Source organism: Alistipes sp. Marseille-P5061, assembly GCF_900290115.1.
GTDB classification, from domain to species: Bacteria; Bacteroidota; Bacteroidia; order Bacteroidales; family Rikenellaceae; genus Alistipes; species Alistipes excrementigallinarum.
Genome location: NZ_LT985750.1, coordinates 448,677 through 468,049 on the forward strand (window position 1 = coordinate 448,677; position 19,373 = coordinate 468,049).

The 19,373-nt window shown below is 63.0% G+C and carries 12 protein-coding genes; 3 read left to right on the forward strand and 9 right to left on the reverse strand.

The window, feature by feature from the left end:
- Positions 1–79: 79 nt before the first annotated feature.
- From C8267_RS08895 to C8267_RS08925, 7 genes are all read right to left on the reverse strand, one after another.
- Positions 80–2,722, reverse strand: a complete 2,643-nt coding sequence (locus C8267_RS08895; protein ID WP_106634370.1) for a BACON domain-containing protein — start codon at positions 2,720–2,722, stop codon at positions 80–82.
- A gap of 18 nt (positions 2,723–2,740) precedes the next feature.
- Entirely contained in the window at positions 2,741–4,927 is a 2,187-nt protein-coding gene (locus tag C8267_RS08900) for a calcineurin-like phosphoesterase C-terminal domain-containing protein (protein WP_106634371.1), read from the reverse strand.
- A 51-nt stretch (positions 4,928–4,978) separates the two neighbouring features.
- Complete coding sequence (locus C8267_RS08905; protein ID WP_106634372.1) at positions 4,979–6,385, reverse strand: calcineurin-like phosphoesterase C-terminal domain-containing protein; 1,407 nt, start codon at positions 6,383–6,385, stop codon at positions 4,979–4,981.
- A gap of 505 nt (positions 6,386–6,890) precedes the next feature.
- Entirely contained in the window at positions 6,891–8,240 is a 1,350-nt protein-coding gene (locus tag C8267_RS08910; RefSeq protein ID WP_106634373.1) for a sodium-dependent transporter, read from the reverse strand.
- A gap of 297 nt (positions 8,241–8,537) precedes the next feature.
- Entirely contained in the window at positions 8,538–8,891 is a 354-nt protein-coding gene (folB, locus tag C8267_RS08915; protein ID WP_106634374.1) for a dihydroneopterin aldolase, read from the reverse strand.
- Positions 8,892–8,904: 13 nt separating this feature from the next.
- A complete protein-coding gene (tyrS, locus tag C8267_RS08920) occupies positions 8,905–10,200 on the reverse strand; it encodes a tyrosine--tRNA ligase (RefSeq protein WP_106634375.1) in 1,296 nt (431 codons plus the stop codon).
- A 97-nt stretch (positions 10,201–10,297) separates the two neighbouring features.
- Entirely contained in the window at positions 10,298–12,160 is a 1,863-nt protein-coding gene (locus C8267_RS08925) for a DNA polymerase III subunit gamma/tau (RefSeq protein ID WP_106634434.1), read from the reverse strand.
- 314 nt (positions 12,161–12,474) lie between these two features.
- On the opposite strand from C8267_RS08925, the gene uraH reads away from it, so the two are divergent.
- On the forward strand, positions 12,475–12,888 hold the full coding sequence (gene uraH, locus C8267_RS08930; RefSeq protein WP_199792095.1) for a hydroxyisourate hydrolase: 414 nt from the start codon (positions 12,475–12,477) through the stop codon (positions 12,886–12,888).
- Positions 12,889–13,184: 296 nt separating this feature from the next.
- Positions 13,185–15,785 (forward strand): ATP-dependent chaperone ClpB, encoded by a 2,601-nt coding sequence (gene clpB / locus C8267_RS08935; RefSeq protein ID WP_106634377.1) that lies wholly within the window; start codon positions 13,185–13,187, stop codon positions 15,783–15,785.
- Positions 15,786–15,947: 162 nt separating this feature from the next.
- Here clpB and cls read toward each other — a convergent pair whose 3' ends face one another.
- Together cls and C8267_RS08945 are read right to left on the reverse strand one after the other, a co-directional pair.
- Complete coding sequence (gene cls / locus C8267_RS08940; protein WP_106634378.1) at positions 15,948–17,363, reverse strand: cardiolipin synthase; 1,416 nt, start codon at positions 17,361–17,363, stop codon at positions 15,948–15,950.
- 41 nt (positions 17,364–17,404) lie between these two features.
- Positions 17,405–18,400, reverse strand: coding sequence for a DUF4837 family protein (locus C8267_RS08945; RefSeq protein WP_106634379.1), 996 nt, complete (start codon positions 18,398–18,400; stop codon positions 17,405–17,407).
- Positions 18,401–18,567: 167 nt separating this feature from the next.
- Here C8267_RS08945 and C8267_RS08950 point away from each other — a divergent pair, with 167 nt between their 5' ends.
- On the forward strand, positions 18,568–19,140 hold the full coding sequence (locus C8267_RS08950; protein WP_087360142.1) for a polysaccharide deacetylase family protein: 573 nt from the start codon (positions 18,568–18,570) through the stop codon (positions 19,138–19,140).
- Positions 19,141–19,373: the final 233 nt, after the last annotated feature.

Genomic DNA, 19,373 nt, shown 5'->3' on the forward strand with positions numbered 1-19,373 from the left:
GTTTCTTTGTTTATTAGTTCGGATGGAAACGGGGCGACGGCTGCCCGACGGAGTCTCCGTCGCCCCGGTATTCGGCTGGTTAGTGCACCACTTCGATGCGCGGGCTGTCGGCCGTTCCGGCGCCGGCCCAGCGGCTCGTGCCGCCGTTGGGTGCCGAAAGTGCCGCTTCGTTGCTCGACTGTGCGTTGGCCATGCAGATGAAGCGGAACTCGACGTTGCCGCTGGTGATGGCGTTGGAGTAGGTCACCGTGACATCCACACCGATGTTCGTGTTTCCGTCGTCTGCCATGGCATGCGTGTACTCGACCGTCTGGCCGTTGACTTCCTTGGTCAGAAGCGTTGCGGCAGGCTTCCACTCACCGCCGTCGTTGTAGACCAGTTTCCAGTACTTCTGTCCGGTTTTGGATGTGCGGGTCAGGCCCGTGAAGTGAATCTTCGTCCCGGCTGCGAGCGAGGCGACGGGTACGCGGAAGCTCCAGTAGTCACCCGGCCATGCACCGGTTATGTAGGGATGGCCCGTGCTGCCGACCAGACGCTCGCACTCTTCGGGCAGACCCGGATAGTTGTGCGAGAAGGAGATGTAGCCCGGACCCTGGTCGGCCGGAAGTGCGTTCTTGGCGGTCGGGTCGCTGGCCAGGCCCTCGAAGAACTCCTTGTAGTTGCCCATGTTGTCGGCGGAGAAGTTCCACTGGACGGGAGTTGCGAGGTCCCACATCTCCTCGGGCGAGTTCTGCGTCACGGTGATGGTCTCGGTGACGGGCTCCAGTCCGGCGGGCTCCATGCGGAGGTTGAACGACCCGGTGCGTGCGGCGCCCTCGTTCTTCTCGACGGCGCTTACAGTCACCTCGACGGCCTCTCCGGCGGTTCCCTGCAGGGGCGATACCGTGTACCAGCTCTCATCCGAGGGTACCGTGGCCTTCCAGTCGTGGGTGCCCTTCACGGTGAAGGTTACGCTTGCATCGCTCGATGCGGGGTCGGCGGCAAGCGAGAGGCTGTTGCCGGCAAGTCCCGTGATGTCGAAGCTGGCGGGGTCACCGGCCTCCTGCTTGACGGTAATCGTCTCGATGGTCTGACCCTCGGCCTGGATGGTGATGTGACCCGTGCGGGCCTCGGTCGTCTTGTTTTCGCTCACGCTCAGAAGCGTCTGGTTGTAGGGAAGAGCCGTGCCCGAAACCGTGGCGACGCCGTTCGAGAGCGATGCGCCGTTGTCGGTGCCCGTACCGGTCGAGCCGCAGCGTACGGCCGTGATGGTGAGCCAGTCGCAGTCGCTCTGGGCGCTCCATGCCTTGTTCACGCGGACGGAGTAGAGCAGCGTGGCACCCTCCTTCGAAACCTCGTTCGATGCGTTGTAGGTTCCTGCGGGCGAGTTGTCGACAATCTCCTTGTCGAGCGGCGTCTCCACATCCTCGGGTGCGGGAGCCTCGGCCCCTTCATCGGCTGCACGCGTGATGGAGATGTTGTCCAGATAGAGGCGGCACTTGACCGTACGCTCGCTGCCGAAGGTAATCTGCGTCTGGGAGGTTGCTCCGTAGACGAGTACCGAGTAGCGTTTCCAGCTCCAGACGTTGGTCACCTCGATGGCTGCCTCGCTCTGCTCCAGGTCGCCGATGGTGGCCGGAGGCGTGACGGATACATAGAAGTGCGTGTCGCCGTTGTCGACCGTTCCGCCGGCCGAAGAGTAGGCTGCAGCGTCGAACTGCACGAGCAGCGTTGCCGCCTTGTCGGCGTCGATGCCGGAAAGGACGGGCGTGGTGATGGAGCCCATGGTGGCCGTCTTGCCCAGCTTGATGTGTCCCTCGTAGCGGGCATAGACCGAAGCGCTGGTGGTGTAGCCCTTCTCGGCAACCACCGGTGCAATCGACGAGTTGGTCAGTGCGAATTCGTTGTTGTTCTTGCCGTCGATGGCAACCGACGGCCAGCCGTACTTGGTGTAGGGCTCAACCCAGTTTGCGGTAATCCAGCTGAAGTCGTCCTTCAGGAAGACGGTGCCTTCGGGGTGCGTGTCGGCGGGCGGCATCTGGATGAGCTTGATTTCACGCGTCGCGGTGTTCTCCGAGAGTGCCGGGTCGGCAACGGTGATGGTCATCGTGGCCTCGTGGCGCTGGCGGTCGGTGCTGGGCGTCGGGGTCACGCGGACGGCCGTGCGCTCCAGAGCCGTGCCCTGCATCGGCGAGACGCTCACCCACGAGTCGTCGCTCAGGGTGATGGTCCAGTCGAAGGAGCCCGTTACGTAGAACGTCGTCGGAGCCGACTCTTCGGCCATAAAGACCATCTGGTCGTCGGTTATCCCCTCGACGGTAAGTCCTGCGGCGTTGAAGGCGTCCTGACGCAGCTGGACCGTCATCTCGGTGTAGACCGGATGGAGGTGGTTGCCGCTGTTGGCGCGGATGGTGAATTCACCCGTGCGCTCCTCGCCCGTGTTCTCGTTGGCAATGACCGAGATTTCGAGCCCGGTGCCGGCCTCACCCTCCTTGGGGGTGACGACGAACCAGCCCTCCGTCTTGGTGATTTCCCACGGGGCGTCGCTGCTCAGCAGGAAGGTCTGGGGCTCCTGTGCCGTATAGAGGAACGAGAAGCCCTGGTCGGGTATGTTCTCTGTGGTTATGGTCGGGGGCAGCGGCTCGCGCGAACTGCTCTCCGTCTCGTCCTCCGAGCAGCCTCCCGTTGCCAGGAGCGCTGCGCAGAAGAGCGGCAGAAACCATTTGTTGCGTAATCTTTTCATGGGTTATGATTTTTGCGGTTAGAAATCGGACTTGAACGCCTTGGGGCGCGTCATGCTCTCGGTGTAGACGTTGCCGAAGCGGTCGGTGACGGAGATTTCGAGCGTCGAGTTCGCGGACGAAGCCGTCACGGAGAAGATGTGCGGGCAGTATCCCGAGGGGAAGGAGAGCGAGTTCGAGACGCCGCGCGGGATGTCGTAGGAAATCGTGTGGAGCGGGTCGCGCATCCATACCTGCTCGACGTCGAGCTGGCGGTCGTTCTCCGTCACGGTGATGTCCCAGCCCGGTTCGTAGGCCCAAACGTTGATGAATACCTCGTTTTCGCCCACCGAGTTGTAGTCGTTGCGGCGGTTGGGCAGGTTGCCCGAATCAAAGGCCTTCTGCGCCTCCTCGTCGGTTGCCCAGTAGTTCTTCACCTCGTTCATGTCGTAGGTCATGAACTGACGCTCGACGGGCAGGTCGACGCCCTTGTACTGCCACTTCATGTCGGTGCCGTTGACCGTGTAAATCTTGTAGCCGGCCGGCGAGCCGTCCGTGCAGATGTTGATGCCGGCGTAGTTGCGCGTCCACCACCAGGTGCCGCAGACGGCCGCCACGTTCTGCTCGTAGACGTTGCTGAACGAGGGCGACTGGATGTTGCGGTTGACGTGCGTGTGGCCCGTGACGAAGGTGACGTTCTTAAAGCCGTCGAAGCAGCTCAGCACCTCGCTCACGTTGGTTACGGCGGTGGTTACGCGGTCGATGCCCGAGTAGTTGTAGAGCGGGCAGTGTGCGCCGACCACAATCGGGGTCGACTTGTCGACGTACTTGAGCTCCTCGCGCAGCCAGGCAAGCTGCTTGGCGGTGAAGGTGCGGTTGTACTCACGGTCGCCCACGACGCCCTGCGAGCCGCCGTCGTTGGTATACTGCGTATCGTCGAGCATGATGTAGTGAATCTTGCCGATGTTCATTGCGTAGTAGACCGGGCCCATGTACTGGCGGTAGGGTGCCTCGGCCAGGAAGTCATCGGCCACGTAGGGGTCGTTGTCGTGGTTGCCCATGGCGGACCATACCTGGAAGTTGAAGTCCTCGATGGCAGCCTTGCACTCGGGCAGCGCCCACTTGTTCGAATACCAGTAGAGGTCCCACGAGAAGTCGCCCAGGTTGAGCATGTAGACCTTGCCTGCGAAGCTGTTGTAGTTGGCCGTAATCTCACTTGCGAAGCCGTCGGCGAACTGTACGTGGTCAAGCGGCGTGTTGCGGTTGGCCAGGTGCATGTCCGTAGCCACGAGCATCGTGTGGTTGTCGTTCTGCGTCGGAATGAGCTTGAAGTCGAGCTGCTCGCAGGTCGAGGCGTCGAGCGTGCAGGGCTTCCAGAACTGCGGCATCGCCTTCTGCGTCGGCACGTCGTAGCCCGAGGGCAGGATGATGAAGGCCAGCTGGTTGCGCTTCTCCGAAGCGAGCCAGTAGAAGCCGTTCTCGTCGGTCTGGGTAATCAGGTCGCCGTCCGATACGAGCACGTTGGGAATGCCCTGTCCGTTGCTGTGGACGATGCCCTTGATGGTCATGCCCTCCTTGTCGGGAACGACGGCCGAGGTCGAGAGGAAGAGTTCGGTCGTGCCGAGCTCCTGGGTCTCCTCGCCGCGGCGCAGCGTGAAGGTGCTCTCACCCTCGGCGACGCCCTCGGGAATGATGAAGGTGACCGACTGGTCGTCCACCTCGCTGGGCGTGATTTCATGCGAGCCGCCGGCCTGGTCGAGCACCAGCACGTCGGTCATGCGGAATCCCTCGCCGCGGATGACGGCGGGAGCTCCCCACGAGGCCGACATCGTCTCGTCGAGTTCGACGTTGATGACCAGCTTGACGGTCAGCGTCGAGGCGCCGAGTACCTGGTAGTCGTCGCCGCGGAGCAGGACGAACTTGTAGGTGTGTCCGTCCTCAATCTCGTCGGGGAGCGTGAAGGTCAGAAGGTTCGACGAGGAGACCTCGGTTGTTGCCTCGAGGTCGGTCTCGGCGCGGAGCATCATCTGGTCGCCCGATTCGAAGCCCTGGCCTTCGATGGGGACCTCCATGCCCTTGAACACATCCATCGATGTGTTGATTACCACGTCGGATACCAGTCGTCCCTCGTCCACATAGACGGAGTCGCCGCTGTCCTCGCATCCCGAGATGCAAAGCAGCGTACACGACAGCGACAGAATGGTAAGTAGTGTAAGGAGTTTTTTCATACGGTATTGGGTTTTGGTTTTTTACATAGGGTTGTTATTGTTTCGAGCGGGTCACCGGAGGCGGAGCTGCTCGGTGTATCGGCGTCCGAAGCGGTCGGTGGCGACGACGGTGACCGCGTGGGCGTCGGCCGAGGGTCGGGCCGCAAAGTAGAAGTTGGTGGGGCGGGCGCTCTGTGCATGCGCGAGCCGTACGCCGGCGCTGCGCAGCGAGTCGAGGCGGGCCGTATAGTCGGGGTCGGCGATGTGGATGCGCTGCATGGCGCCGCGGTAGCGGCCGTCCTCATACCAGACCACCGTCCAGTGCGGGTCCCAGTTCCACGCCTTGACCACCAGTCGGTCACCATAGCCCTCGACCTGCCCCGGGAGCCAGAGACGCAGCTGCCGGTCGGCCGGTTCGTCGAGGCTCTGGTACTGCCACTCGAAGTCGTCGCCCGACTCGCGGAAGAGCTGATAGCCCTTCGGCGTGCCGTCGGCATTCATCGGGTCGTGCCAGAGGTTGCCGCAGAGCTGCGCCACGTTGTGCTCCGTGACGCCGTCGCGCACCTCGTAGTTCGAGTTGATGTGGGTGTGGCCCGTGATGAAGTGGAGTTCGAAGCCGGCAAAAGCCGCCAGAAGCGGCTCGATGCTCTCCATCGTGTGGTTGAGCCATGACTTGTAGACCGGTGCGTGCATGGCGATGCAGACGCGCGAGCCCGTCGGCAGCAGGCGGGCATAGCGGGCGGCCCAGGCGAGTTGCAGCGTGTCGAGCTGCTCGTCGTAGTGTTTGTCGCCGTGGTAGATGATGTCGTCGAGGACGATGTAATGGGTGCGGCCCAAATCGAAGGCGTAGTAGGTCGGGCCGAAGCAGCGGCGGTAGTTCTCGGCCGAGGCGTCGTCGTCGCTCACCGCGCGGTCGTGGTCGTGGTTGCCGATAAGCGGGTAGACGGGGATGCCCAGCTGTCCGAAGAGTCCCTTTACGCCGGCCATCAGCTCGGGCGAGTCCCAGACGATGTCGCCCAGAATCAGCGCGGCCTGCGGCCGGTCGGCAGCCGCGGCGCGGGCGCATCTTTTATTTAATATAGGTATTATTTCCTGCTCCAGCCGTTCGAAGTGGTTGCGGCTCTTGGGCTGCGGGTCGGCGATGGCCAGCAGTTCGTATCCGGCCGTGGGGGCCTCCCAGCGCAGCAGCTCGAAGTCGTAGCGCGACGTGCGCTCCTCGACGACGCGGTAGAAGCGGGGGAATCCCTCCTCGGCGGGGGCGACGTAGCCCGCCGGAGTCACCATCGCCACGAAGTGGGCCCCCTCTGCGAGGTCGAGTTCGTAGGCTCCGTTCGCATCGGTGCGGGCAAAGGTATGGCCGTCGGTAAGCAGGACGTTACCGACAGGCTCTTTTTCGCAGGTGACGCGGCCCTTCACAGGGCGTGCAACGGTTCCGAGCCAAAGAATGCTTGCCAGAAGGCAAAGAAGTATTCTTTTCATGGACAGGGGGCGTTTTTTAACGGAGTAGTTGCGATGCGTAATAATTTTTATTTTATTTCAAAACAAATGTAGGGATTATATTTTATATTTCAAAATAGATAACGATTCTTTTGCAAAGAATTCACTGCTTTGTAACGAAGAGGCGCTTTCGGCGGGACAATAGCCCCTTGTCGTGGGAGTTATTGGAACAAAGGATATCCTTTTTGCACTCCATTTTGTCGAAAGGGAGTATAGATTCGTTCAAAACGGGCTCTGTTTTGTTACAATTACGGCCACGGGGCTCACCTCTTACGCCACTTCAGACGGTGTACTTCGGGTGACATTTCCTTGCTTTCTGGTCGTTAATGGCTTGTTTCGAGTTTGAAATTGGTTTGGAGGAGGCGGAAAATCATTTCAAAACGAAACTTTCGTGCTCTTTTCGCCCCTTTTCAGAGGCTTCGGAAGAGAAAAACGGACGCTCCCGCATTCGAGGAGACGTCCGTTTTTAAAAATTTATAAAATCGGTTCAATAGAGCCCCAGGTTGTCCAGAAAGACCAGCAGCAGGATGATGGGGCAGACCCAGCGCAGCAGGAAGATGAAGAGCCCGTAGATGCGGAAGCGGAGCTTCCCGCCGTTGGTCACCTCGTCGTGCAGCCGCGCGGGGTCGAGCTTCCAGCCGACGAAGAGGCAGGTGAAGAGACCGCCCAGCGGGAGCAGGATGTTGGCTGTGGCGAAGTCGAGGGCGTCGAAGAGCGTCAGCCCGAAGATGCGCCAGCCGCCGAGCACTCCGAGCGAGAGCGAGGCGAGCGTTGCCAGCAGTGCCGTGGCGCCCGTGGTGAGCCAGGCGGCCGCGCGGCGCGAGAGGTGCCACTCCTCGTGCAGGTAGGCCGTGATGACCTCGTGCAGCGAGATGGTCGAGGTGATGGCGGCGACGACCAGCAGCAGGAAGAAGACCGTCGACCAGACCATGCTCAGCGGCATGCCGTTGAAGATGCCGGGCAGCGTGATGAAGACCAGCGAGGGGCCCGACGTGGGGGCGATGCCGGCTGTGAAGACGGCCGGGAAGATAATCACGCCGGCCAGTACGGCCACCAGCGTGTCGAGCAGCGAGACGTTGAGGGCCGTGTGGCGCAGGTTGGTGTCGGGCTTGAAGTAGGAGGCGTAGGTCACCATGGTGCCGATGCCCACCGAGAGCGAGAAGAAGGCCTGGCCCAGCGCCGTGAGCAGCGTCGAGGCGGTCACCTTCGAGAAGTCGGGGTAGAAGAGGAAACGGAGCCCCTCGCCGGCGCCGGGCATCAGCAGCGCGTGAATCGAGAGTGCGATGAGGATGACGAAGAGCAGCGGCATGAGCACCTTGGCTGAGCGTTCGATTCCCTTCTGGACGCCGAGCGCGATGACGGCGTGGGTGGCCAGGATGAAGAGCAGCGTGTAGAGCAGCGGCCGCCATGGATTGGTGATGAAGCGCTCGAAGAGCGAGGCATACTCCTCGGCCGTCGTATGGCGGGCCAGCTCGCCCGTGAGCGAGTGGACCGTATACTCGGCCGTCCAGCCCGAGACCACGAAGTAGAAGCCCAGGATGAGGAAGGCGGCCAGCACGCTGTTGTAGCCGATGAAGCTCCAGCGGCGGTCGAGCGCGTGGTAGGCGCCCACGGCATTGCGGCGCGTCGAGCGGCCGACGGCGAACTCGGCCACCATGATGGGGAGTCCCAGCAGCAGTACGCAACCTATATATATCAGCAGGAAGGCTCCGCCGCCGTTCTCTCCGGCGACGTAGGGGAAGCGCCAGATGTTGCCCAGCCCTACGGAGCTCCCGGCGGCGACCAGCACGGCGCTCAGTTTGCCGCCCAGTGTGACGCGATGGTGGTGGTGTGTCATGGTATTCTAAGATTTATGGATGCTTTCTTCTCTCGGTTGTGGTTGGCGGTTGCAGCGGTGCCTGTCCCTGAGGCCTCTGCGGTGCGGTTGTTGCGCGGTGCCAGGTTACGAACCCCTGTGTTGCGGCGGTCACGGGGCGCCTGCTCCTGAGGCCCCGGTGGGGCGGCTGTTGCGCGGTGCTCGCCCCCCCCCTGCGGTGCTGCCCTTCACGGATACGGCAAGCGGAGCGGCCTTGCCTTCCGTCGGGAAGGGTTGGGGTCGCTCCGCTCGTCCTGGCTGCGTCGGGATGCCCGGCCCTTAACGCTCGAGCACGACGCTGACCTTCTCCAGCTTGCCGCCCAGCGGCGGTGCGAGCTTCGAAACCCTGCATTTTACGTGCCGGATTTGGGCGAAGTCGGCGTAGAGCGCCTCGATGATGTTGGCGGCCACCCGCTCGATGGTCCGCTGCGTGATGCCCATCTGGCGGCGGACCGTCTCGTAGACGGTCAGGTAGTTGACCGTCCGCGTTACGTCGTCGCACTCGGCGGCGTCGCCCAGCTCGGCCGTGATGACCAGGTCGACCGTGAAGCGGTTGCCGACCTGCTGCTCCAGGTCGTAGCAGCCGTGGTAGGCCCGGAACTCCATGCGTGTCAGTTCGATGTCGTAGAGCATGACCCCTTCGGAGCTATTCGGCGATGACCAGATAGTAGTTCTTCTTGCCGCGCTGTACGAGCAGGTACTTGCCGGCGATGAGCTCCTCCTCCGTGACGATGCGCATCGGGTCGGTGACCTTCTCCTTGTTGAGCGACACGCCGCCGCCCTGGACCATCTTGCGGCACTCGCCCTTCGAGGGGAAGATGTTGGTCCGTCCGGCGCAGAGCTCGATGAAGGGGAGCGTGCCGAGCTCCGAGCGGGCGATGCGGAACTGCGGAACCCCCTCGAAGACCTGCAGCAGCGTCTTCTCGTCGAGGCGGCGCAGCGCCTCGGAGGTCGAGCTGCCGAAGAGGATGTTCGACGCCTCGAGGGCCTTCTCGTACTCCTCGCGCGAGTGAATCATGGTGGTCACCTCCTCCGCCAGCCGCTTCTGCAGCACGCGCAGGTGGGGCGCAGCCTCGTGCTCGGCGATGAGCGCCTCGATGGTCTCGCGGTCGAGCAGCGTGAAAATCTTGATGTAGCGCTTGGCATCCTCGTCGCTCACGTTGAGCCAGAACTGGTAGAACTTGTAGGGCGACGTGTAGCGTGCATCGAGCCATACGTTGCCGCTCTCGGTCTTGCCGAACTTCGTGCCGTCGGCCTTGGTGATGAGCGGGCAGGTGATGGCGAAGGCCTCGGCCTCGGGACCCAGCTTGCGGCGGATGAGCTCCGTGCCGGTGGTGATGTTGCCCCACTGGTCGGCGCCGCCCAGCTGGATTTTGCAGTTCATCGTCTGGTAGAGGTGCAGGAAGTCGTAGCCCTGCACGAGCTGGTAGGTGAACTCGGTGAACGACATGCCGTCACCCTCGCCGTTGAAGCGCTTCTTGACCGAATCCTTGGCCATCATGTAGTTGACGGTGATGCACTTGCCGATGTCGCGGATGAAGTCCAGGAAGGTGAAGTCCTTCATCCAGTCGTAGTTGTTGACCATGCGTGCGGCGTTGGGGGCGTCCGAGTCGAAGTCGAGCAGCTTGGCCAGCTGCCGCTTGATGGCCTCCTGGTTGTGGCGCAGCGTCTGCTCGTCGAGCAGGTTGCGCTCCTGCGACTTGCCCGAGGGGTCGCCAATCATGCCCGTGGCGCCGCCCACGAGGGCCAGCGGACGGTGGCCGCACAGCTGGAAGTGCTTGAGAATCATCACGCCCACCAGGTGGCCGATGTGCAGCGAGTCGGCCGTGGGGTCGATGCCCAGGTAGGCCGTCGTCATCTCTTTTTCGAGTTGTTCCTTTGCGCCGGGCATGATGGTGTGAATCATGCCGCGCCATTCGAGTTCTTCGATGAAGTTTTTCATATCGTTTCGTTGTCTTTCTTGCTTCGTTGTGCGGTTGCCGCGCGTCGGTCGGGGCGTCGGCTTCCGCTCCGCGGGGTGGGGCGGCGTGCCGCCCGTCTTATTCCGCCTCGAGGTCGAGCGCCTTGCGCAGCTCGGCCACCAGCGGATTCTTTTCGGTTATGTAGCGCATGCGGTCCTCCAGCTTGATGGGGCGCGAGGCGCGAATCTGTTCGTTGACCTTGACCTCGAGGTCGATGGTGCCGTGGATGCCGGCCAGCTCGACGATGCGCATCAGCATCTCGGTCTTCGAGCGGAGCATCTCTTCGCGCAGCGCCGCCGTCGGAACGCTCACGCAGATGGTGTTGCCGATGAACTGCATCTGCTCGAAGGCGGCCACGAAGCGGGGGCGCTTCTCTCGGATGAGGGCGAAGATGGCTTCGCGCGCCCGTTGGAGCTTTGCCTCGCTCTGGGGGTCGATGACCGGTGCGGCAGCCGTGGCCTCTTCGGCCTCGACGGCGGGGTCCGTCGTCGCCAGCAGCTCCGAGAGGGATGTCCCCAGCGGGCTGCGCCGCGGCCGGGCTGCGGCTGTTCCCATGCCCGAACCAGCGGCCGGAGCGGTTGTTGCGGCGCTTGGAGCGGCGCCTGGTTGCGCGGAGGCAGCCGTTGCGTTGCTGCGGGCCGGGGCCCCTTCCGGATTCTGCGGTTGTGCCGCTGCCGGGGTCGGGGCTGCCGCGGGTCGGGAGGCTGCTGCGCCGGCCGGTTGCGGTGCGGGCCGGGTGGCTGCCGGGGCAGTTGACGCTGCTGCTGCGGTTGCCGTATGCTGCCGCGGTGCGGGTCCGTCGAGCTCCGGAAGCGGGTAGTCGGCGTCGGTGGTCAGGGGATTATTTTTTTTTTGGCCGAGACCTGAGATTTTCATCAGGCCCAGCTCGACAAGCAGCCGCTGGTTGGACGACTGCCGTATCTTTCCGTCAAGCTCCGTCAGAATGGAGATGGCTCCGAAGAGGAACTCGACACTGCAGGCCTCCGCCTGCGTGCGGTATCGTTCGAGCAGCGTGCCCGTCATCTCGATGAGGCGCAGCGTCTCGGGACGCTTGGCCATCAGCAGGTCGCGCATGTGGCGGTTGAGCCCCGCCATGAAGGTCTGCCCCGAGAAGCCGCGGCAGAGCACCTGGTCGAAGGCGACCAGCGCCTCGACGTAGTTGCCCTCAAGCAGCAGCTGCGTGACGTTGAAGTAGGTGTCGTAGTCCAGCACGTTGAGCGTCTGGGCCACCTCGGGGTAGCGGAGCGTCGTGCCGCAGAACGAGACCGCCTTGTCGAACATCGACAGTGCGTCGCGCATGCCTCCGTCGGCCTTCTGGGCGATGAGGTTGAGCGACTCCTCGTCGTAGGTGATGCCCTCCTGCGAGGCGATGTACTTGAGGTACTCGACGCCGTCCTCGACGCGGATGCGGTTGAAGTCGTAAATCTGGCAGCGCGAGAGAATCGTCGGGATGATTTTGTGCTTCTCGGTGGTGGCGAGGATGAAAATCGCATGGGCGGGGGGCTCCTCGAGCGTCTTCAGAAAGGCGTTGAAGGCGGCCGCCGAGAGCATGTGGACCTCGTCGATGATGAAGACCGAGTAGCGGCCCACCTGGGGGATGACCCGCACCTGGTCGATGAGCGTGCGGATGTCCTCGACCGAGTTGTTCGAGGCGGCGTCGAGCTCGTGGATGTTGAGCGAGCGCCCCTCGTTGAAGGCGCGGCACGATTCGCACTCGTTGCAGGCCTCGGCTCCGTGGGGGTGGAGGCAGTTGATGGCCTTGGCGAAGATGCGGGCGCAGGTAGTTTTGCCCACGCCGCGCGGGCCGCAGAAGAGGTAGGCATGGGCCAGTTGTCCCCGTTCGATGGCGTTGCGGAGCGTGGAGGTGATATGTTTCTGCCCGACGACCGAAGCGAAGGTCGCGGGGCGGTATTTGCGTGCGCTGACGATGAAATCACTCATGATGCAGCAAAGATACGAAATAAGCGTGAAGAATCGAACGCGGCCCTCGATTTTTACCGGCAATCTTTCGGTGAAGGCGGGAGCGGAGGCGGGGACGGAGGCGGAGCGACGGTGCGGGGACGGCCCGGCGGAGGCGCTCCGGCGAAGGGCGGGGCTGCCCATTGGAAAAAATCCCTGCGGAGGGTATTGTTCTCCGGCCGAATTTTCCTATCTTGCCCCTCCCCCGAGGGGCAGGTGGATGGATGGCTGCGCCGGCCGTGCCCCGGCTCGATTATTTAACTATGGTTTATTAACCTTTCAAAAAAAGAAAAGTTATGCGTACGATTCGAATGATTGCCGTGGCGCTGGCGGCGCTGCTGTGCGCTGAGTGGAGTTCGGCCGCGGAGCCGGGTTACCGGCTGAGCACCCACATGCTCGACGTCTCGCTGGGAAGGCCGGCGTCGGATGTGGCGGTGGTGCTCGAGGAACTGCAGGGGGACGGCCTCTGGCAGCGGGTGGCCGAGCGGCGGACCGATGCCAACGGCCGGGTGGCCGACCTGCTGCCGGCCGGCGAGGCCCGCAACGGCCTCTACCGGCTGCGCTTCGAGACCGAAGCCTACTTCGCCCGGCAGGGACTCCGCTCGATTTACCCCTGGGTCGAGGTGACCTTCCGCATCGAGGGCGACGGCCACTACCACATCCCCATCACCATGTCGGCCAACGGCTACGCCACCTACCGCGGCAACTGACCGCCGGCGAAGCCTTCCTATAATAGGAATTGCCTGTTCGCTCTTCGCCCTTGTGCGGCGCCGTGTGAAGGCCTGCAACCCGCCTGGGCGGCGGTTGCAGGCCTTTTTCGTTTGCTGACAACCCTTTTCGTGTCGGAGCCGCCATTTTGGCGGACACATGGCAGTCGTGACGTGACAAAAGGTGTCAAAAAGTGACAAAAAGCCCCTCCGGAGCGTCTCGAAACGCGTTTTTATGGCCTGGCAGGGGTTTTGCGGGTATGGAGGGCGAACATTGAAACTAACAAAAACAACGCAATATGAATATCAACACTTTAACCATCAAGGCGCAGGAGGCGTTGCAGGCTGCAATTACTCTTGCACAGGAGCGGGGGCAGCAGGCCGTGGAGCCGGTGCACCTGCTGAGCGTGCTGATACGCGAGGACAATGCGCTGGCGACCTTCCTTCTGGGCCGTGTGGGCGTCAATGTCAAGATGTTGCGCGAGGAGACGACCCGTCTGCTGGGTTCCCTCCCGAGGGTGCAGGGCGGCGGTGAGCAGTATTTCGCGCAGGATACGTCGAAGGTCGTACAGCGCGCCGTCGATTTCACGAAGAATTTCGGCGACAAGTATGCGTCGGTCGAGCACCTGCTGCTGGCGCTCGTGGCCGAGCGCGGTCAGGTCTCCGAGCTGCTCAAGCGCTACGGCGCATCGGAGAAGGAGCTCATCGAGGCTATCCGCACCCTCCGCAAGGGGGCGACGGTCGACTCGCAGACCTCCTCGCAGGAGTTCGACGCACTGGGTAAGTACGCCATCAACCTCAACGAGCTGGCTCGTTCGGGCAAGCTCGACCCCGTTATCGGGCGTGACGAGGAGATTCGCCGCGTGCTGCAGATTCTTTCGCGCCGTACGAAGAACAACCCTATTCTGGTCGGTGAGGCCGGTGTGGGCAAGACGGCCATCGCCGAGGGCATTGCCCACCGTATTGTCGACGGCGACGTGCCCGAGAACCTCAAGTCGAAGGTGATTTACTCGCTCGACATGGGTGCGCTGATTGCCGGCGCGAAGTATCAGGGCGAGTTCGAAGAGCGACTGAAGGCCGTCGTGCAGGAGGTCGTTTCGAGCGAGGGCGAGATTCTGCTCTTCATCGATGAGATTCACACGCTGGTCGGTGCCGGCAAGTCGTCGGGTGCGATGGATGCCGCCAACATCCTCAAGCCGGCGCTGGCGCGCGGCGAGTTGCGCACCATCGGCGCCACGACCCTCGACGAGTACCAGAAGTACTTCGAACAGGACAAGGCGCTTGAACGCCGTTTCCAGAAGGTGATGGTCGACGAGCCTTCGCGCGAGGATGCCATCTCGATTCTCCGCGGTCTGAAGGAGCGTTACGAGAACCACCATCAGGTGCGTATCAAGGATGAGGCGATTGTGGCCGCCGTCGAACTCTCGACGCGTTACATCACCTCGCGGTTCCTCCCCGACAAGGCCATCGACCTGGTCGACGAGGCCGCCTCGCGGCTGCGGCTCGAGATGAACTCGATGCCTGAGGAGATTGATACGCTCGACCGCCGTGTCCGCCAGCTCGAAATCGAGCGCGAGGCGATTCGCCGCGAGAACGACAAGGAGCGTGTCGAGACGCTGACGCACGAAATCGACGAGCTGAAGGCCAAGGACTCGGAGCTGCGCGCCAAGTGGCAGAGCCAGCGTGACCTGCTGAAGAAGATTCAGTCGAACAAGGACGAAATCGAGCGGCTCAAGATTGAGGCGCAGCAGGCCGAGCGTCAGGGCGACTACGGACGTGTGGCCGAGATTCGCTACGGCCGGATTCAGGAGGCCCAGAAGCGGATTGCAACCCTGCAGGAGGAGTTCCGTCTGGCTTCGGCCGGCGGTGACGCCATGATTAAGGAGGAGGTCGACGCCGAGGATATCGCCGAAGTGGTATCGCGTTGGACGGGCATCCCCGTACAGCGCATGCTGGCTTCGGAGCGCGAGAAGCTGCTCCACATGGAGGAGGAGCTTCACAAGCGGGTCGTAGGCCAGGACCAGGCCATTGCCGCCATCTCCGACGCCGTGCGCCGCTCGCGTGCCGGACTGAACGACCCGCGCAAGCCGATTGGTTCGTTCATCTTCCTCGGTACGACGGGTGTGGGCAAGACCGAGCTGGCGAAGGCGCTGGCCGAGTTCCTCTTCAACGACGACTCGATGATGACGCGAATCGACATGAGCGAATACCAGGAGCGTCACAGCGTCTCGCGTCTGGTCGGTGCGCCTCCGGGATACGTCGGTTACGACGAGGGCGGACAGCTCACCGAGGCCGTGCGGCGCAAGCCCTACTCGGTCGTGCTGCTCGATGAAATCGAGAAGGCGCACCCCGATGTCTTCAACATCCTGCTGCAGGTGCTCGACGACGGACGACTGACCGACAACAAGGGTCGTACGGTCGACTTCCGCAACACGATTATCATCATGACGTCGAACATGGGCTCGCAGATTATCCAGGAGAACTTCGCCTCGGCCTTCCACGGCGACAAGCTCCCTGAGGAGGTCATCGAGAAGACGCGCCGCGAGGTCATCGAACTGCTCAAGCAGCAGCTCAAGCCCGAGTTCCTGAACCGTATCGACGAGATTGTGATGTTCGAGCCGCTGACGCATGCCGACATCGAGCGCATCGTCGACATCCAGCTGGGCATCGTGCGCCACATGCTCGAGGAGAACGGCATCAAGCTCGAGTATACGGCAGCCGCACGCAAGTGGGTGGCCACGGCAGGATACGACCCGCTCTACGGAGCCCGTCCTGTCAAGCGTACCATCCAGCGCTACATCGTCAACGATTTGTCGAAGCGGATTCTGGCCGGCGAGGTACATCGCGACAAGCCGATTCGAATCGACGCCGACGATAAGGGTCTGACTTTTGCCAATTAGCCGAAAACCGTCCTCGGACGGTGCGGAGCCGGGAGCAATCCCGGCTCCGTTTTTTTTTGTCCATGTCCGAAGGGACCTTTGCGGGCGCGGCTTACGCTGTTTTTTGTGGTTGGGGGTGGGTGTGGATGTGCTGTGGCGGAGGTTTCGGCCGGGGGGAGGGGGTTAGAGCAGCGGCGAGAAGAGCCGCATGAGCGACTCGGCGAAGCGGCGCGAACGGGGGCGGTGGAACCACTCGCCCGGGGTGACGAGCCGGCTCTGCTCCATGTCGCGGTGGAAGATGTCGGCCATCACGGCGGCGAAGTCGCCGTCGTAGACGAAGGCGTTGATTTCGAAGTTGTGCTCGAAGCTGCGGAAGTCCATGTTGGCCGAGCCGATGACGGACAATCCGTCGTCGATGAGCAGCAGCTTCGAGTGGAGGAAGCCCGGCTGGTAGAAGTAGACCTTCGCCCCGGCCTTGAGCATGTCGTCGAGAAAGGAGTGGGTCGCCAGGTCGACCACCCGCGAGTCGGAGCGGGCCGGGAGGAGCAGCCGCACGTCGATGCCGGCCAGCGCGGCGGTCTGGAGCGCCGTGTTGAGCACGTCGGAGGGGAGGAAGTAGGGGGTTTCAATCCAGATGCGCCGGCGGGCGTTGGCGATGGCGTAGCTGTCGGCCTGGAGCAGCGTGCGCCACTTGCCGAAGGGGCCGCTGGGGAGCACCTGCATGATGTTGTGCGTGAAGCGTTCGGTGCGGGGGTAGTAGCGTTCGTCTCGCAGGCGGATGCGCGTGGTGGCGGCCCAGTCGCTCAGAAACGAGGCCTGAAGCCCCGCCACGCCGGGCCCCTCGACGCGGAAGTGGGTGTCGCGCCACGTCCCCCAGTCGGTGCCGACGACGTAGCGGTCGGCGATGTTCATGCCGCCGATGTAGCCCGTGCGGCCGTCGATGACGGCAATCTTGCGGTGGTTGCGGTAGTTGACCTTGCTGGTGAAGAGCGGGAACTTGACGTGGAGGAAGGGGCGCACCTCGATGCCGGCGCGGCGCATCTCCTCGAAGAAGCGCTTGTGCACGCTGCTGCTCCCCACGTCGTCGTAGAGAATCCGGATTTCGACCCCCTCGCGCGCCTTGGCCATCAGGGCGTTGCGCAGGCGGAGCCCCGTGGTGTCGTCGTTGAGGATGTAGTACTGGAGGTGGATGTGGTCGTGCGCCGCGGCGATGTCGCCCAGCAGCGCCTCCATCTTCGAGGCGCCGTCGACATAGGGGGTGATGCGGCTGCCGCAGAGCGGGATGGAGTGGCCCGCGTTGCCGAGCAGGCGGGCCAGCGGCCGGTACTGGGCCGGGAGCTCCTTCCGTTCGTCGGGCCCGGCCTCGAGCAGCTGCATGTGGATGCGCTTGCGCATGCGGCGCGAGAGGATGCGCCGCTTCGAGAGGTTCTGTCCGAAGAAGAAGTAGAAGAGCAGCCCCACAACCGGTGCGAAGAGCAGCACGACAATCCACGGCACGGTTTTCAGCGGGTTCCGGTTGTCGGTGATGATGACCAGAACGATGCCGAGAATCGTGACCGCGTAGATTCCGAAGAGGAGGTATGTCAGCAGCGGGGGCATCGGCGGGGCGGGGGTGGAAGGTCGGTCGGCGGGTCGGAGGCTCAGTCGGGGAACTTCACCAGATAGAGCAGATGTTCGACGCCGCGCATGAAGTTGCGCTTGTGCAGGTGGGGCGAGTAGACGTAGCAGTCGAGCGTGAAGACGCGGCCCGTACGCTCATCGACGGTGGTGTAGCTGACGTAGGGACCGCCCATGAAGTCGCCCTCGACATCCCAGAAGCCGCGCATCTCAATCCAGACGCGCCCCTCGAGCTTGAAGATGCGGTAGCCCGGCACGAAGAGCTCCGAGGTGGTCATGTAGGAGCCGTCGGAGGGTCCCGGAATGCGGGCGGCGAACTGGTTGCGGGCGGCGATGAGCGCCTCGGGGGTGAGCGCCTCCTTGCCGGCGTAGGGGTAGGAGTAGATGAAGAAGCCCTGGCTGGCTTCGGGGTACTCGAAGCGTGCCCAGAGGAAGTCGGGCTGGTCGGCGGCCAGGATGTAGCCCTTCGGCACGGTCATCTCGACGCCGAAGTTCTTGAGGATGGCCTTCTGGATGCCCGTCTCGTTGTAGCGCAGGGCGCTCTCGATGGCGCGGTCGCGCTCGGCCTTCTCGAGCACTGCGAGCAGCTGCTCGCGGTGGGCCGAGACGTAGTCGGTCAGGTGGCGGTTGTCGGGGCCCTGGAGTGTGAGGACAATCTGCGGCCGTGACGTCACGTCGTACTGGACGGCCACCGTGGTCGAGTCGAGCTTCGGGTCGGTCACCACCTTGAGGATGTTGCGGTGGTCGGCCACCATTCCCGAGAAGCCCCGCTCGGTGACGCGCAGCACGTCGAAGTGCGGTTCGGTCTGGTTGAGGTAGGGGACGGGGGCCGTCAGCACGCTGCGCAGCGTGTCGCCCAGTTCGCCCGTCCATTTGTCCTGCGGGCAGACGACAATCAGTTCGTAGGGGCGCCCCTGGGCGCTCTTCTTATGGTCGTTGTTGAGTTTGTGGAAGGCGTCGCAGCCGGTTCCCGCCAGGGCGACGAGGGCAACCAGTGCGAGCAGCAGTCTCTTTTTCATGGTATGGTCGGTTAATGGATTGAGGTGTGCGGCGCTCTGTGCAGACAGAGTACTGCACACCCTACAAATATAGATATATTTTTTCGGAATGGGAGGGATTTTCACTATTTTTGCTTCTGGAACCGATTGCCATGCGACTCAAACCACCGAAAATAATCCGGCGCCTGATGCCGGACCTCATCTGGGAAATCGACGATGCGGAGGGGGTCTTCCTCACCTTCGACGACGGCCCGACGCCCGGCATTACCGAGTGGATTCTCTCGACGCTCGACAAGTACGATGCCAAAGCGACCTTCTTCGTGCTGGGCAAGAACGTCGAGATGTATCCCGACCTCTTCCAGCGCATCCTCGACGCCGGCCACAAGGTGGGCAACCATACCTACTCCCACCAGAAGGGGTGGGGCATGAGCCTGGAGCGCTATACGGAGGATGTGGATTTTGCCAACGATTTTATCCACAGCGAGCTGTTCCGTCCGCCCTATGCCCGCATCACGCCGGCGCAGGCGCGGCTGCTCGGCCAGCGCTACAAGCTGGTGATGTGGGACATCATCTCGCGCGACTACAACCGCCGCCTCTCGCCGCGCTCCTGTCTGAAGAACGTGACCAAGTATCTGGCGCCGGGCTCCATCGTGGTCTTTCACGACAGCGAGAAGTCCTTCCGCAACATGCGCTATGCGCTGCCCCGGACGCTGGAGCGGATTCGCGAGATGGGGCTCCGCTGCAAGTCGATTGAACTGTAGACGGAGGGCCCGGTGTCGCTTCCGGCCTGTTAGATAGAGGGCCCGGGGCCGCTTCCGGGCGGTTCTGCGGCGGGCTGTTCCGCCACCCCTCCCCTTGCGTCCGGCCCGGTACTGCCGGCCCGGCTGTCCTTTCGTCGGTCGGTTCTGCGGCCGGCCGTTCTGTCATCGGCCCGTTTCGTCGTTCCCCTCTTCTGTCTGCTCCCCCTCCTCCGCTGTTGGCTGCGCCGCCGCCC

Bases quoted from the DNA above. Each gene is read 5' to 3' on its own strand.
- C8267_RS08905 (WP_106634372.1), bottom strand. From the start codon at position 6,385: ATGAAAAGAATACTTCTTTGCCTTCTGGCAAGCATTCTTTGGCTCGGA.
- cls (WP_106634378.1), bottom strand. From the start codon at position 17,363: ATGCCCCCGCTGCTGACATACCTCCTCTTCGGAATCTACGCGGTCACG.
- folB (WP_106634374.1), bottom strand. From the start codon at position 8,891: ATGCTCTACGACATCGAACTGACACGCATGGAGTTCCGGGCCTACCAC.
- tyrS (WP_106634375.1), bottom strand. From the start codon at position 10,200: ATGAAAAACTTCATCGAAGAACTCGAATGGCGCGGCATGATTCACACC.
- clpB (WP_106634377.1), top strand. From the start codon at position 13,185: ATGAATATCAACACTTTAACCATCAAGGCGCAGGAGGCGTTGCAGGCT.
- C8267_RS08900 (WP_106634371.1), bottom strand. From the start codon at position 4,927: ATGAAAAAACTCCTTACACTACTTACCATTCTGTCGCTGTCGTGTACG.
- C8267_RS08950 (WP_087360142.1), top strand. From the start codon at position 18,568: ATGCCGGACCTCATCTGGGAAATCGACGATGCGGAGGGGGTCTTCCTC.
- uraH (WP_199792095.1), top strand. From the start codon at position 12,475: ATGCGTACGATTCGAATGATTGCCGTGGCGCTGGCGGCGCTGCTGTGC.
- C8267_RS08925 (WP_106634434.1), bottom strand. From the start codon at position 12,160: ATGAGTGATTTCATCGTCAGCGCACGCAAATACCGCCCCGCGACCTTC.
- C8267_RS08910 (WP_106634373.1), bottom strand. From the start codon at position 8,240: ATGACACACCACCACCATCGCGTCACACTGGGCGGCAAACTGAGCGCC.
- C8267_RS08945 (WP_106634379.1), bottom strand. From the start codon at position 18,400: ATGAAAAAGAGACTGCTGCTCGCACTGGTTGCCCTCGTCGCCCTGGCG.
- C8267_RS08895 (WP_106634370.1), bottom strand. From the start codon at position 2,722: ATGAAAAGATTACGCAACAAATGGTTTCTGCCGCTCTTCTGCGCAGCG.